Origin of the sequence: Nocardioides sp. (genome assembly GCF_036493135.1) — a bacterium.
GTDB lineage: Bacteria > Actinomycetota > Actinomycetes > Propionibacteriales > Nocardioidaceae > Nocardioides.
In genome coordinates this window covers 1-12,930 of the sequence record NZ_DASXQG010000034.1, presented here as the reverse complement: position 1 = coordinate 12,930, position 12,930 = coordinate 1, and the positions used below count along the sequence as shown (strand labels likewise).

11 protein-coding genes are annotated in these 12,930 nt (G+C 70.1%); 6 read left to right on the top strand and 5 right to left on the bottom strand.

All coding sequences use genetic code 11. From position 1 onward, the window contains the following. The first annotated feature begins 131 nt into the window (after window positions 1–131). The 5 genes from glgA to VGJ24_RS05445 all read left to right on the top strand — a co-directional run bounded on the left by glgA (window position 132) and on the right by VGJ24_RS05445 (window position 6,898). Complete coding sequence (glgA, locus tag VGJ24_RS05465) at window positions 132–1,319, top strand: glycogen synthase (RefSeq protein ID WP_331499491.1); 1,188 nt, start codon at window positions 132–134, stop codon at window positions 1,317–1,319. Between the two features lie 72 nt (window positions 1,320–1,391). Continuing rightward, complete coding sequence (locus VGJ24_RS05460; RefSeq protein WP_331499490.1) at window positions 1,392–1,829, top strand: cyclic nucleotide-binding domain-containing protein; 438 nt, start codon at window positions 1,392–1,394, stop codon at window positions 1,827–1,829. Window positions 1,830–2,002: 173 nt separating this feature from the next. Further along, window positions 2,003–4,342, top strand: a complete 2,340-nt coding sequence (locus VGJ24_RS05455) for an FdhF/YdeP family oxidoreductase (protein ID WP_331499489.1) — start codon at window positions 2,003–2,005, stop codon at window positions 4,340–4,342. A gap of 128 nt (window positions 4,343–4,470) precedes the next feature. Next, window positions 4,471–6,078, top strand: coding sequence for an AMP-binding protein (locus tag VGJ24_RS05450; protein ID WP_331499488.1), 1,608 nt, complete (start codon window positions 4,471–4,473; stop codon window positions 6,076–6,078). Further along, window positions 6,071–6,898, top strand: a complete 828-nt coding sequence (locus VGJ24_RS05445) for a PaaX family transcriptional regulator C-terminal domain-containing protein (RefSeq protein ID WP_331499487.1) — start codon at window positions 6,071–6,073, stop codon at window positions 6,896–6,898. Before VGJ24_RS05450 ends, VGJ24_RS05445 begins: the two co-directional genes overlap by 8 nt. Before the next feature lie 24 nt (window positions 6,899–6,922). Here VGJ24_RS05445 and VGJ24_RS05440 read toward each other — a convergent pair whose 3' ends face one another. The 5 genes from VGJ24_RS05440 to VGJ24_RS05420 form a co-directional block, all read right to left on the bottom strand. After that, on the bottom strand, window positions 6,923–7,318 hold the full coding sequence (locus VGJ24_RS05440) for a RidA family protein (protein WP_331499486.1): 396 nt from the start codon (window positions 7,316–7,318) through the stop codon (window positions 6,923–6,925). Then, entirely contained in the window at window positions 7,318–8,052 is a 735-nt protein-coding gene (locus VGJ24_RS05435; RefSeq protein WP_331499485.1) for an SDR family NAD(P)-dependent oxidoreductase, read from the bottom strand. The genes VGJ24_RS05440 and VGJ24_RS05435 overlap by 1 nt, the downstream gene beginning before the upstream one ends. Window positions 8,053–8,119: 67 nt before the next feature. Further along, window positions 8,120–9,304 carry an acyl-CoA dehydrogenase family protein gene (locus VGJ24_RS05430; RefSeq protein WP_331499484.1) on the bottom strand — a complete coding sequence of 395 codons (1,185 nt, stop codon included), beginning with the start codon at window positions 9,302–9,304 and terminating at the stop codon, window positions 8,120–8,122. Beyond that, on the bottom strand, window positions 9,301–10,131 hold the full coding sequence (locus VGJ24_RS05425) for an enoyl-CoA hydratase family protein (RefSeq protein ID WP_331499483.1): 831 nt from the start codon (window positions 10,129–10,131) through the stop codon (window positions 9,301–9,303). The genes VGJ24_RS05430 and VGJ24_RS05425 overlap by 4 nt, the downstream gene beginning before the upstream one ends. Next, on the bottom strand, window positions 10,128–11,354 hold the full coding sequence (locus tag VGJ24_RS05420) for an acyl-CoA dehydrogenase family protein (protein WP_331499482.1): 1,227 nt from the start codon (window positions 11,352–11,354) through the stop codon (window positions 10,128–10,130). Before VGJ24_RS05420 ends, VGJ24_RS05425 begins: the two co-directional genes overlap by 4 nt. A gap of 148 nt (window positions 11,355–11,502) precedes the next feature. On the opposite strand from VGJ24_RS05420, the gene VGJ24_RS05415 reads away from it, so the two are divergent. After that, on the top strand, window positions 11,503–12,930 hold a 1,428-nt coding region (locus VGJ24_RS05415; protein ID WP_331499481.1), incomplete at its 3' end, for an FAD-dependent monooxygenase.

Genomic DNA, 12,930 nt, shown 5'->3' with positions numbered 1-12,930 from the left:
TCTGGACGCGCCACAGACCCTCCGCTCCCACGGACTCCGCCCCGAAACTCGGAGTCCCGGCGCCCGCTGGTTGAGGAGGGCGCTCTGCGGCCGTCTCGAAACCAAGGGGCATCCACCGGTAGCGTCCGAGGGTGCGCGTCGACATCGTCACCAAGGAGTACCCGCCGGCCATCTACGGCGGGGCGGGCGTGCACGTGGCCGAGCTGGTCCGGGCCCTGGGCGGGCTGAGCGACCTCGACGTCCGGGTGCAGGCGTTCGGCGAGCCACGGGACGAGGTCGGGGTGTCGTCGTACGCCGATCTGCCGGAGCTGGCCGACGCGAACGCCGCGCTGCAGACCCTCGGCGTCGACCTCGAGATCGCCGCCGGATGCGCCGGGACCGACCTCGTCCACTCGCACACCTGGTACGCCAACCTCGGTGGCCACCTCGCCGGCCTGTTGTACGGCGTGCCGCACGTGGTCACCGCACACTCGCTCGAGCCGTTGCGGCCGTGGAAGGCCGAGCAGCTCGGTGGTGGGTACGCCGTGTCGTCGTTCGCCGAGCGCACGTCGTACCTGGGTGCGAGTGCGGTGATCGCGGTGTCGGCCGCGATGCGCGACGACGTGCTGCATGCCTACCCCGACGTCGACCCCACCAAGGTCCACGTCGTCCACAACGGCATCGACACCGAGGGCTGGTCGCACGTCGACGACCCCGAACGCGTGCACTCCCACGGCGTCGACCCGGAGCGCCCGTCGGTGGTGTTCGTCGGCAGGATCACCCGGCAGAAGGGGCTGCCGCTGTTCCTCCGCGCCTGTCGGGAGCTGCCTCCTGACGTCCAGCTCGTGCTCTGCGCCGGGGCGCCGGACACGCCGGAGATCCTGGCCGAGGTCGAGGGCCTGGTCGCCGAGCTGGCTCAGACCCGGGACGGGGTCGTCTGGATCCGCGAGATGTTGCCGCGCGCCGACGTCGTCGCGCTGCTGTCGGCGGCGACGACCTTCGTCTGCCCGTCGATCTACGAGCCGCTCGGCATCGTCAACCTCGAGGCGATGGCGTGCGAGACCGCCGTCGTCGCCACTGCGACGGGGGGCATTCCCGAGGTCGTCGTCCACGGCAAGACGGGGTTGCTGGTCCCGATCGAGCAGTCGAGTGATGGCACCGGCACCCCGCTGGACCCGGACCGGTACGTCGCCGACTTCGCCGCGGCTCTCACCTCGGTCGTCACCGACCCGACGCGCGCCCGAGAGATGGGCCGCGCCGGTCGACAGCGCGCGATCGAGTCGTTCTCATGGGCGGCGATCGCCGAGCGCACGAAGCAGGTCTACGACGCGCTGGTCTGAACCGGAACCTCGACCACTGTCGCCCGGGCCGGAACGGTTTACTGTGGTCCCACCAATCGAGGGAGAGACGACATGGCCGGGGGAAGGCACGACGTACACGACGTCCACGACGTAGAAGCCATGGTGGCGAATGTCGCCCTGTTCTCGGGACTGTCGCACCGGCAGGTGCACAAGCTGGTCGACCGGGCCCGGGAGGTGAAGCACCCCGCGGGGCAGGAGGTCGCGGCGCAGGGGATGGGGGCGCTGGCGTTCCACCTGGTGCTCGGGGGTCACGCGTCCGTGACGCGCGACGGCAGGGAGATCCGCACCCTCGGGCCGGGAGAGTACTTCGGCGAGATCGGCATGATCGACGGGAAGCCTCGATCCGCGACCGTGACGGCGACCGAGGACATGATCACCCTGGCCGTGCCGCACCAGGAGTTCGAACGTCTCGTGGGCGAGGAGCCCGATTTCGCCCGCGCGCTGTTGGGCACCCTGTGCGCCCGGATCCGCGAGGCCGAGGCCCGGTAACCGCGAGCAAATTCAGACGCTCCGTTCCCACCGCTGGAGCCCAGCGTCCCTGCGGATCTCCCATTCCCAGCCGTGGCGCTCGAGGTCAGCAGGCGGACGGGGGATCTACCGGGTGATCGGTGTGGTCCGCGACGTCGTCGGCGTGAGCCCGCTCCATCACTGCGCCTTCGATCGTGGGCTGCGTTCGCCGAATGAGCTCGTCGAGAATGGGTTACGGGCAAGGTGTGACTGATCAGAGCGGGAAGGCGCGGCCCGACATCGGGAAGCCTGAGCACGCCGCTGTCGGCGTTCCTGGCATCTACTGGTCGATGAAGTACGCGATGAACGAGATGGGTCCCAAGCGTGCGGCGCAGACGCTGTTGGCGATGAACCACATCGACGGGTTCGACTGCCCGTCGTGCGCGTGGCCCGACCCGGACAGGCGTAAGGCTGCGGAGTTCTGTGAGAACGGCGCCAAGGCGGTGGCGTGGGAGGCGACTCGCAAGCGGGTTGGCGCCGAGTTCTTCGCCCAGCATTCGGTGGCGGAACTGCTGGGTCACGACGATCACTGGCTCGAGCACCAGGGTCGGCTGACCGAACCGCTGTACCTTCCGCGCGGAGGGAGCCACTACCAGCCGATCTCTTGGGAGGACGCGTTCCGGCTGATCGCCGACCGGCTCCAGGGGATGGCGTCACCCGACCGCGCGGTCTTCTACACCTCTGGGCGCGCCTCCAACGAGGCGGCCTTCCTCTACCAGCTTCTCGCCCGCCGACTCGGCACCAACAACCTTCCCGACTGCTCGAACATGTGCCACGAGTCCAGCGGTACAGCACTCACGCAGACTCTCGGGGAGGGCAAGGGGACCGTGACCTACGACGACATCGCCTTCGAGTCCGGCCTGATCTTGATCGCCGGTCAGAATCCGGGCACCAACCATCCGCGCATGCTCACCGCGCTGGAGGAGGCCAAGCGGCGCGGCGCCACGATCGTGGCGATCAACCCGTTGCCTGAGGCGGGGTTGATCCGGTTCCGCAACCCGCAGTCGGCGCGCGGTGTGTCCGGGGTCGGCACGAAGATGGCCGATACCCATCTCTCGGTGCGTCTCAACGGCGACTTGGCCCTCTTTGCCGCCCTCAACAAGCTCCTCGTGGAGCGCGGCGCGGTCGATCGCGACTTCATCGACCACTACACCGACGGGTACGACGACGCCGTGCAGGCCTGGTCAGCTCTCGACTGGAGGACCATCCAGGCACACAGTGGGTTGAGTCGCGCCGAGATCGAGGCCTTGGCAGACCGCGTCGAAGCTCACGACCGGGTCATCGTCTGCTGGGCGATGGGCCTCACCCAGCACAAGAACGCGGTCGCCACCATCCGCGAGATCGTGAGCTTCCTGCTGCTACGCGGCAACGTCGGCCGTCCCGGCGCCGGCGCGGCGCCCATCCGCGGCCACAGCAACGTCCAAGGTGACCGGACGATGGGGATCTGGGAACAGATGCCCGACTCCTTCCTCGACGCGATTCGCGACGAGTTCGGGTTCGAACCTCCCCGTGAGCACGGGAAGGACACCGTGGCCGCACTGCAGGCCATGCGCGACGGCGCCGTGGACGTGTTCGTCGGTCTCGGTGGAAACTTCGCCGTCGCAACGCCCGATACGACGGTTGCCACCAAGGCAATGGAGAACGTCGGGCTCACCGTCGGCATTCACACCAAGCTCAACCGATCGCACCTGCACCACGGCCGTGAAGCGCTGATCCTGCCGTGCCTTGGCCGCACCGAACGCGACACCACCACCGCGGGCGATCAGTTCGTCACCGTCGAAGACTCGATGAGCATGGTCCATTCCTCTCGCGGCAAGCTGCTGCCCGGGTCACCGCACCTGCGCAGTGAGGTCAGGATCATCTGCGGCATCGCCGCAGCCCTCTTCGGCTCCGCCGGCGGTCCAGGTCAGACAGACGACGGGATCGACTGGGTCGGCATGGGTCACGACTACACGATCGTTCGACGCCACATCGCTCACGTGGTCCCCGGCTTCCACGCCTTCGAAGAACGCGTCAGGCACCCGGGTGGCTTCCAGCTCCCCAACAACGCGCGTGATTCACTCCAGTTCGAGACCTCGACCGGCAAAGCACGGATCACGGCCAACCCGCTGACGACCGTCGACGTCCCCGTGGGGCATCTTCTTCTGCAAACCATTCGTTCCCATGATCAGTTCAACACGACCGTCTACGGCTACGACGACCGCTACCGCGGCATCAAGCACGGACGCAATGTCGTCTTCGTCAATCCCGAGGACCTGTCAGCCCTCGGGATCGAAGACGGCGACACCGTCGATCTCGTTTCGATCGCCGAGGACGGCGAGCGCCGGCTGCAGGGGCTGCGTGCGGTCAGCTATCCGACAACCATCGGCTGCGCCGCCACGTACTACCCGGAGGCGAACGTGCTCGTGCCCCTCGATCAGGTCGCCGACGAGTCCAACACCCCCGTCTTCAAGTCCCTGGTGGTCAAGCTGGAATACGTGTCAGCTGCCCACTGATCCGAATCAGACGCTGTCGGCCCCGGCTGGAGCCGGATGGAGCCGGATGCGAACGCCATCGGCGTCCGCGACGCGCACGTATCGCGTTCTCTTGCCCGTCGTCACGGACAGGGCATACGTTGTCGGACATGGAGCTGCTCCCGTCGGCCCACGTCGACACGTTCTGCCGTGACCATCTCCCGCCGGCCGAGCAGTGGCCCGAGCTGACCTTCGGCCTGCCCGAGCTCCAGTACGCCGACCGCCTCAACTGCGCCACGGCTCTGCTCGACGAGGTCGCCGAGCGTCACGGCGGACACCGCCCCTGCCTGCGGCAGCCCGGTCAGAAGACCTGGTCCTACGACGAGCTGATGACGGCGGCGAACCGCATCGCGCACGTGCTCGTCGACGACCTCGGCATCGTCCCTGGCAACCGGGTCCTGCTCCGCGGACCCAACAACCAATGGCTCTCGGCCGCGTGGTTCGGCGTGCTCAAGGCCGGCGCCGTCCTGGTCACCACGATGCCGCTGCTACGCACCGGCGAGCTCGCGACCATCCACGAGATCGCCCACCTCGACGCGGCACTGGTCGACCACCGGTTCCTCGAGGCGGTCGAGCCGCTCGGGGTGCCGACCCTCGAGTACGGCGACGACGCCTGGAGCGAGCGCCTGGCCGCCAAGCCCGCGACGTTCGACGACGTCCAGACCTCCAGCGACGACGTGTGCATGCTGGCGTTCACCTCCGGCACCACCGGTCGGCCCAAGGCGACCATGCACTTCCACCGCGACGTGATGTCGATCTGCGAGACCTTCTCGCGCCACGTCCTGCAGCCCACGGCCGACGACGTCTTCACCGGGACCCCGCCGTACGCCTTCACGTTCGGGCTCGGCGGTGTGCTGCTATTCCCGCTGCATGCCGGCGCCTCGACCCTGCTGGTCGAGAAGGCCACGCCGGTCGAGCTCGCCGACCTGATCGACGAGCACGGGGTGACCGTCTGCTTCACCGCGCCCACGGCGTACAAGGCGATGCTCGCCGCCGGAAAGACCGTGCCGACGCTGCGCACGGCGGTCTCGGCCGGCGAGCACCTGCCGAAGGCGACCTGGGAGGCGTTCCGCGAGGCGACCGGCGTCGAGATCATCGACGGCATCGGCGCGACCGAGATGCTGCACATCTTCATCTCCGCGTCGGGCGCGGACATCCGGCCCGGCTCGACCGGCCGGGCTGTGCCGGGGTACGCCGCGACGATCGTCGACGACGCCGGGAACGAACTCCCGCCCGGCGAGTCCGGGCGACTGGCCGTGCGGGGGCCGACCGGCTGCCGGTACCTCGACGACGACCGGCAGCTGGGCTACGTGCGTAACGGCTGGAACCTCACCGGCGACACGTTCCTGCGCGACGACGAGGGCTACTTCTGGTACCAGGCGCGCAGCGACGACATGATCATCAGCTCCGGGTACAACATCGCGGCCCCCGAGGTCGAGGAGGCCCTGCTGCGGCACCCGCTGGTCGCGGAGTGCGCGGTCGTCGGCGTGCCCGACGACGCACGCGGCCACATCGTCAAGGCGTACGTCGTGAGCGCGGGCGAGGTGAGCGCCGGCGACCTCCAGGACTTCGTGAAGGCGGAGATCGCGCCGTACAAGTACCCCCGCGCGATCGAGTTCGTGACCGAGCTGCCGAAGACTGCCACCGGAAAGCTCCAGCGGTTCCGCCTGCGGCAGGCCGCGTCGTCGGTCGCACCGGCCGAGCCCGCCGATGCCTGACCACTCCCCGCGCCACCTGATCCTGTCGCTGTCCGGGCTGTACGCGCGCGACGACGCGTCGACCGGCTCGGGACGGCGGGCGAACTGGCTCTCGGTCCGCTCCCTGATCACGCTCATGGAGGACCTCGACGTCGACGCCGCCGCCACCCGCTCGTCGGTCTCACGGCTGAAGAAGCGCGGCGTGCTCGAGGCTGCGAAGGCCGACGGGCAGGCGGGCTACCGGCTGTCGGCGTCGGCGCTGGCCGTGCTCCGCGAGGGCGACGCCCGCATCTGGTCCCGGCCGCGTGCGTCGGTCGCCGACGGCTGGCTGGTCGTCATCTTCTCGGTCCCCGAGGTCGAGCGCGGCAAGCGGCACGAGCTGCGGTCGCTGCTGACCCGGCTGGGCTTCGGCACGGCGGCGCCGGGGGTCTGGGTCGCGCCCGGCACGGCGTACGACGAGACGCTGGCGGCGCTCGACCGGGCCGGGCTCACGTCGTACACCGAGCTGTTCCGGGGCGACTACCTCGGCTCCGGGCCGACCGACGTCCGGGTCGGCGAGTGGTGGGACCTGCCGTCGATCGCCGCGTTGTACGACGAGTTCGTGGCCGACCACCGGTCGCTGACCCGGCTACGCGATCCCGAACCCGCGCGCGCGTTCCCGGCGTACGTCCCGATGCTCACGGCCTGGCGGCGGCTCCCCTACCTCGACCCGGGGATCCCCCTCGAGCTGTTGCCGCGGGACTGGCCGGGCATCCGGGCGGGTGAGCTGTTCGCCGACCTCGACGCGCGACTGCGTCAGCCGGCCGCGAAGCACGCGCACGCGGTGATCGAGTCGGGCTGATCGAGTCGGGCTGACAGCGGGGGCTCAGAGGACCGCGTACCCCTGCAGCTCGACGACGGCGTCGTCGTCCCACAGCCGGGCGACCCCGATGCCCGCCATGGCGGGGTAGTCGGAGCCCGCGAGCCGTTTCCAGACCTCGCCGAGCTCGCGGGCGTGGGCGCGGTAGTCGTCCATGTCGACGATGTAGATCGTCAGCGAGGCGATCCCGTCGGCGTAGCCGCCGCACTCCTGGAGCACCGTGAGCAGGTTGGCCAGCGCCTGCTCGAACTGCGCGACCACGCCGCCCGCGACGATCGCCCCGGAGGCATCCACGCCGGTCTGGCCGGCGAGGTGGATGGTGGTGCCGCGGGCGATCACGGCGTGCGAGAAGCCGCTGGGCTTGGCCAACGAGGTCGGGTTGATCCGCTGCAGATTTGCCATCAGCTCTGGACACTTCCTCCGTCGATGTTGATGCCCTGTCCGTTGACCGCCGCGTTGTCGACGCAGAGCATCACGGCCGACGCGACCTCCTCGACCGTCACCAGGCGCCCGATCGGCTGCATGTTCGCCAGGATCTCCCGCGCTGCTTCGGGCGAGCGGCCGGTCCCGGTCGCGATGCCGGCGACCGACTCGTCGGTCATCGGGGTGTCGACGTACCCGGGGCAGACGGCGTTCACGGTCACCCCGGAGCTCGCCACCTCCATCGCCGCGGTGCGCACGAGGCCGAGGACGCCGTGCTTGCTCGCGGTGTACGCCGCGATCCGAGCCGACCCGACCTTGCCCGCCACCGACGCGACCACGACCACCCGGCCGTAGCCGGCCGACGTCATCGCCGGCAGCGCGCGCCGCAAGCAGCGGAACGGCGCGGTCAGGTTGAGGTCGAGCATCCGCTGCCAGTCCTCGTCGGTCGTCCTGACCAGCAGCGCCGACATCGACGCCCCGGCGTTCACCACGAGGATCTCGACCGGCCCCCACTCGGCCTCGACCCGGTCGAAGGCCGCCTCGATCGCGGTGGGGTCGAGCATGTCGGCCGGTACGACGAGCGACTCACCAGGCAGGGACTCGGCCACCGCCCGCAGCGCCGCCTCGTCGCGGGAGACCAGCGCCACCCGGTGGCCGGCCTCCGACAGCGCCCGGGCGCACGCCCTACCGATGCCCTTCGAGGCACCGGTCACCAGCGCGATCATCGTCTTCCCCGCGAGGGGGTGGCGTGCCGCACCCCGCTGGGCCTCTCGCGCTGCCTCATCGGAAGGCGGGGATCCCGGTGAGCTGACCACCGACCGAGAGCAGGTGCATCTCCTCGGTGCCCTCGTAGGTCATCACGGTCTCGAGGTTGTTCATGTGCCGCATCACGCCGTGGTCGAGCGTGATGCCGGCGCCGCCGAGCGTCGTGCGCGCCTCACGCGCCACGTCGAGTGCCGCGCGGACGTTGCTGTACTTGCCGTAGGAGACCTGGATCGGCGTGAGCGTGCCGGCGTCCTTGAGGGTGCCGAGCCGCCAGGCGACCAGCGCCGCGTTGTTGACCGCCACCGTCATCAGGGCGAGCTTGCGCTGGGTGAGCTGGTACGACGCGAGCGGTGCCCCGAACTGCTCGCGCTCCATCGTGTAGGCCAGCGACTCCTCCAGGCAGGCGCGTGCGGCACCGACCACGCCCCAGACGATGCCGTACCGGGCCTCGTTGAGGCACGACAGCGGACCCTTCAGCCCGCGCACCTCGGGGAACACCGCGTCGGCGGGCAGGCGCAGGTCGTCGAACGCCAGCTCGGCGGTGACCGAGGCGCGCAGCGAGAGCTTGCGCCGGATCTTGTGCGCGCTGAAGCCCTTGGTGTCCGTGGGGACGGCGAACCCGCGGATCCCGTCGTCGGTCTGGGCCCAGACGACCGCGACGTCGGCGAGGGTGCCGTTGGTGATCCACATCTTCGAGCCGTTGATGACCCAGTCGCTCTGCTCGTCTCCTGGGGCGTCCTTCTTGGCCCGGGTCTTCATCGAGCCGGGGTCGGATCCGGCATCGGGCTCGGTGAGGCCGAAGCAGCCGATCGCCTCGCCCGTCGCCAACCGCGGCAGCCACTGCTCCTTCTGCTCGTCGCTCCCCCAGCGGTGGATCGCGTACATCGCCAACGACCCCTGGACGCTGACGAAGCTGCGGAGCCCTGAGTCGACGGCCTCGAGCTCGCGGCACGCAACGCCGTACGCCGTGGCGCTGGTGCCGGCGCAGCCGTAGCCCTCGAGGTGCATCCCGAGCAGTCCGAGCTTGCCGAACATCTTCCCGAGACCGTCGGGCAGCGTCCCCTCGTCGTACCACTCGGCGACGTGGGGCGCGAGCTCGCTCCGGGCGAAGTCGCGCACCGTGTCGCGGATCGCGCGGTCCTCGTCGGAGAGCAGGTCGTCGACACGCAAGAAGTCGTGCGCTGCGAGGTCCGGGGTCATCGTCCTGTCCATTCAGGGGGTCGCTTGGCGTTGAACGCGGCATGGAACTCCGCGTGGTCGTGCGTGGTCATCAAGAGGGCCTGGGTCATCGCGTCGAGCTCCATCGCCGGCCCGATCGGCATGTCGAGCTCGCGGGTGATCAGGGACTTGGTCTGCTGCAGGCCGAGCGTCGGCCCGTCGGCCAGTCGGCGGGCGAGTGCCGCGCAGGCGCCGTCGAGGTCGTCCGAGTCGTCCAGGAGCCGGGTGACCAGGCCGTAGCGGTCTGCGGTCTCGGCGTCGATGGTGTCGCCGAGCATCAGCAGCTCGGTGGCGCGGCCGTAGCCGACCAGCCTCGGGAGCAGGTAAGCCGCGCCCATGTCGCCCCCGGACAGCCCGACCTTGGTGAACAGGAAGGCGAACCGCGCTTGGGGCGTGCAGATGCGGAAGTCCGCCGCGATCGCGACCACGCTGCCGGCACCGGCGGCGATGCCCTGGATGCCGGCGATGATCGGGATCGGACACTCGCGCATCGCGCGGATGACGTCGCCGGTCATCTTCGTGAAGCCCATCAGGCCCGCGACGTCCATCTGGATCAGCTCGCCGATGATCTCGTTGACGTCGCCTCCGCCGCAGAAGCCCGTGCCCTCGCCGCGGATCACCAGCACCTTCGTGTCGCCGCGGTGGGGCAGCTCGGCAAGCAGGTCGCGGAGGTCGGCGTAGGACTCGAAGGTGAGCGGGTTCAGCTTCTCGGGACGGTTGAGCGTCACCGTGGCGACGCCGTCCGAGACCGAGAAGTCGAACTGCTGCCAGTCGTCGGTGATCCCCGCGCTGGCCCGGTATCGGCTCACTCCGTCCCTTTCATGAGTCCGCGGGCGATGATCGTCCGCTGCACCTCGGAGGCGCCCTCGTAGATCCGCGGTGCCCGCACCTCACGATAGAGCCGCTCGAGCAGGTGGCCCTGCTGGAGCCCCCGGGCGCCGTGCAGCTGGACCGCCTGGTCGACGACCCACTGCGCCGTCTCGGTCGCGAACAGCTTCGCCTGGGCGGCGGTGGTCGTGACGACGTGGGCCGGCGCGCCGGCGTCGTACGCCGCGGCGGCACGCCGTACCAACAGTCGACCGGCCTCGATCCGCGTCGACATCTCCGCCAGGGTGTGCTGCGTCGCCTGCTGGTCGATCAGCTTCGCGCCGAAGAGCTCACGCTCCTGGGCCCAGCTCAGGCTGGCGTCGAGCGCCGCCTGGCCCATGCCGACCGCGAAGGCGCCGACGCTGGGCCGGAACAGGTCGAGCGTCCGCATCGCGACGCCGAAGCCCTGGTCGACCTCGCCGAGCAGGTCGTCGCGCGAGACGCGGACCCCGTCGAAGTGGAGCGTGCCGAGCGCGTGGGGGGCAACCATGTCGAGCCGCTCGCCGGTGAGCCCTGGCGCCTCGCCGGCGACCGCGAACGCGGTGATCCCGCGCGCCTTGGCATCCGGTGTGGTGCGGGCGAACACGGAGTAGACGTCGGCGTCGGGAGCGTTGGAGATCCAGGTCTTGGTGCCGTGCAGGGTCCACCCGTCCCCGTCGGGGCGCGCCTCGAGCGTCAGCGCGCCGGCGTCGGAGCCGGCGTCGGGCTCGGAGAGGGCGAACGCAGGTACGACGTCGCCGCTCGCGACACCGGGGACCCAGCGCTCGCGGGTGGCGTCGTTGCCGGACTGGAGGATCGGGTAGGAGCCGAGACCCTGGAGCGCCAGCGCTGTCTCGGCCTCGGTGTTGACCGTCGCGAGCGTCTCGCGCAGGAGGCAGAGCTGCATCGCGGCCGCGTCGCGGGGTGGTTCGTCGGCGGTGCCCCCGAAGAGCCCTCGGAGCAGCCCGGCCCCGCCCAGTGCCTTCACCAGCGGCCGGTTGACCGCGCCGTGGACGGCCTCGATGCCGTCGAGCGAGCCGGCCACGGACCGCACCCACACGGCGTACGCCTGCTGCTCGGGCGACAGTCCGAACGCGCCGGCACCGGGCCCGAACGCATAGTCGGAGGCGTACACGAACGCTGCGTCAGAGGCGGATTCACTCCCGCTGGGCGCGGATTCACTCACGCCGCCGACCATACCGGGGACCGTATTGCGCCTTGACAACGCTCGTCAAGAACGCGCTATGTTTGGATACTCCCTGACGTTTCCGTCCGTATCGCCCCCCGGCCTGGACGGAAACGTCAGGGACTATCCCGGCCAGGGCGGAGGCAGGATGCGGATCGCGGTGATCGGTGGGGGTCCCGGCGGCCTCTACTTCTCCGCCCTCGCCCAGCAGCTCGCCGCCACCCGCCAGGGGCAGGGGCAGGGGCAGGGCCGGACCCACGAGATCACGGTCTGGGAGCGGAACGCCGCGGACGACACGTTCGGCTTCGGGGTGGTGTTCAGCGACGAGACGCTCGGCGGCATCGAGCACGCCGATCCCGCGATCTTCGCCCGGATGCAGCGTGAGTTCGCGATCTGGGACGACATCGACGTCCACTTCAAGGGCGAGGTGGTCACCAGCGGCGGCCACGCCTTCGCCGCGATGAGCCGGCGCCGGCTGCTCGAGATTCTCCAGGAGCGGTGCCGCGAGCTCGGGGTCACCCTCAACTTCCGCACCGAGGCACCCGACGTCGGCGAGCTCGCTGCGTCGCACGACCTCGTCGTGGCCGCCGACGGGCTCAACTCCCCCGTCCGCCAGCGGTACGCCGACACGTTCCGGCCGACCCTCGACGTGCGCGACTGTCGCTACATCTGGCTCGGCACCAGCCTGGTCTTCGACGCGTTCAAGTTCTACGTCCGCGAGACGCCGTACGGCGTGATGCAGATCCACGGCTACCCGTTCGACGCCACCGGCTCGACGTTCATCGTCGAGATGACCAGCGAGGTCTGGCGCCGTGCCGGGTTCTCCGACTTCGCCGACCGCGACTGGGCGCCCGGCGAGTCCGACGAGAAGTCGATCGCGCTGATCCGCGAGCTTTTCGCCGACCTGCTCGACGGCCACGACGTGATGGCGAACAAGTCCCGCTGGATCTCGTTCACGACCGTCCGCAACGAGCACTGGGTCCACGCCGAGCCCGACCAGGGCGCAGTCGTGATCCTCGGCGACGCGGCACACACCGCGCACTTCTCGATCGGGTCCGGCACGAAGCTGGCGATGGAGGACGCGCTCGCCCTGGCGGCCTGCCTGCACGAGGAGCCGACCACGGCGGCCGCGCTCACGACGTACGAGGAGGAGCGCAAGGCCGTCGTGCTGTCCACGCAGCGTGCGGCACAGGCGAGCCTGGAGTGGTTCGAGAACCTCGGGCAGTACGTGCACCAGGAGCCCACCCAGTTCGCGTTCAACATCATGACCCGCTCGCGCCGGGTCACCTACGACAACCTGCGCGTGCGCGACCCGGAGTTCGTCGCCCGCTGCGAGGCCTGGTACGCCGACCACGTCTCGGAGTCGTCGGTCGAGCCCGGCCGCGCCGAGACCCCACCGATGTTCCAGCCGGTGACCCTGCGCGCCTCTGGACCATCAGGGGGTCCGGGGCTGACGCTCAACAACCGGGTGATCGTCTCGCCGATGGACATGTACGTCGCGCAGGACGGCGTGCCGACGGAGTTCCACCTGGTCCACCTCGGCGGCAAGGCGCTCGGCGGGGCCGGCCTGGTGATG

What these genes read in the sequence shown, in the direction of transcription:
- VGJ24_RS05445 (WP_331499487.1), top strand. Translation starts at nt 6,071, where the DNA reads ATGCCTGACCACTCCCCGCGCCACCTGATCCTGTCGCTGTCCGGGCTG.
- VGJ24_RS05440 (WP_331499486.1), bottom strand. Translation starts at nt 7,318, where the DNA reads ATGGCAAATCTGCAGCGGATCAACCCGACCTCGTTGGCCAAGCCCAGC.
- VGJ24_RS05450 (WP_331499488.1), top strand. Translation starts at nt 4,471, where the DNA reads ATGGAGCTGCTCCCGTCGGCCCACGTCGACACGTTCTGCCGTGACCAT.
- VGJ24_RS05460 (WP_331499490.1), top strand. Translation starts at nt 1,392, where the DNA reads ATGGCCGGGGGAAGGCACGACGTACACGACGTCCACGACGTAGAAGCC.
- VGJ24_RS05430 (WP_331499484.1), bottom strand. Translation starts at nt 9,304, where the DNA reads ATGACCCCGGACCTCGCAGCGCACGACTTCTTGCGTGTCGACGACCTG.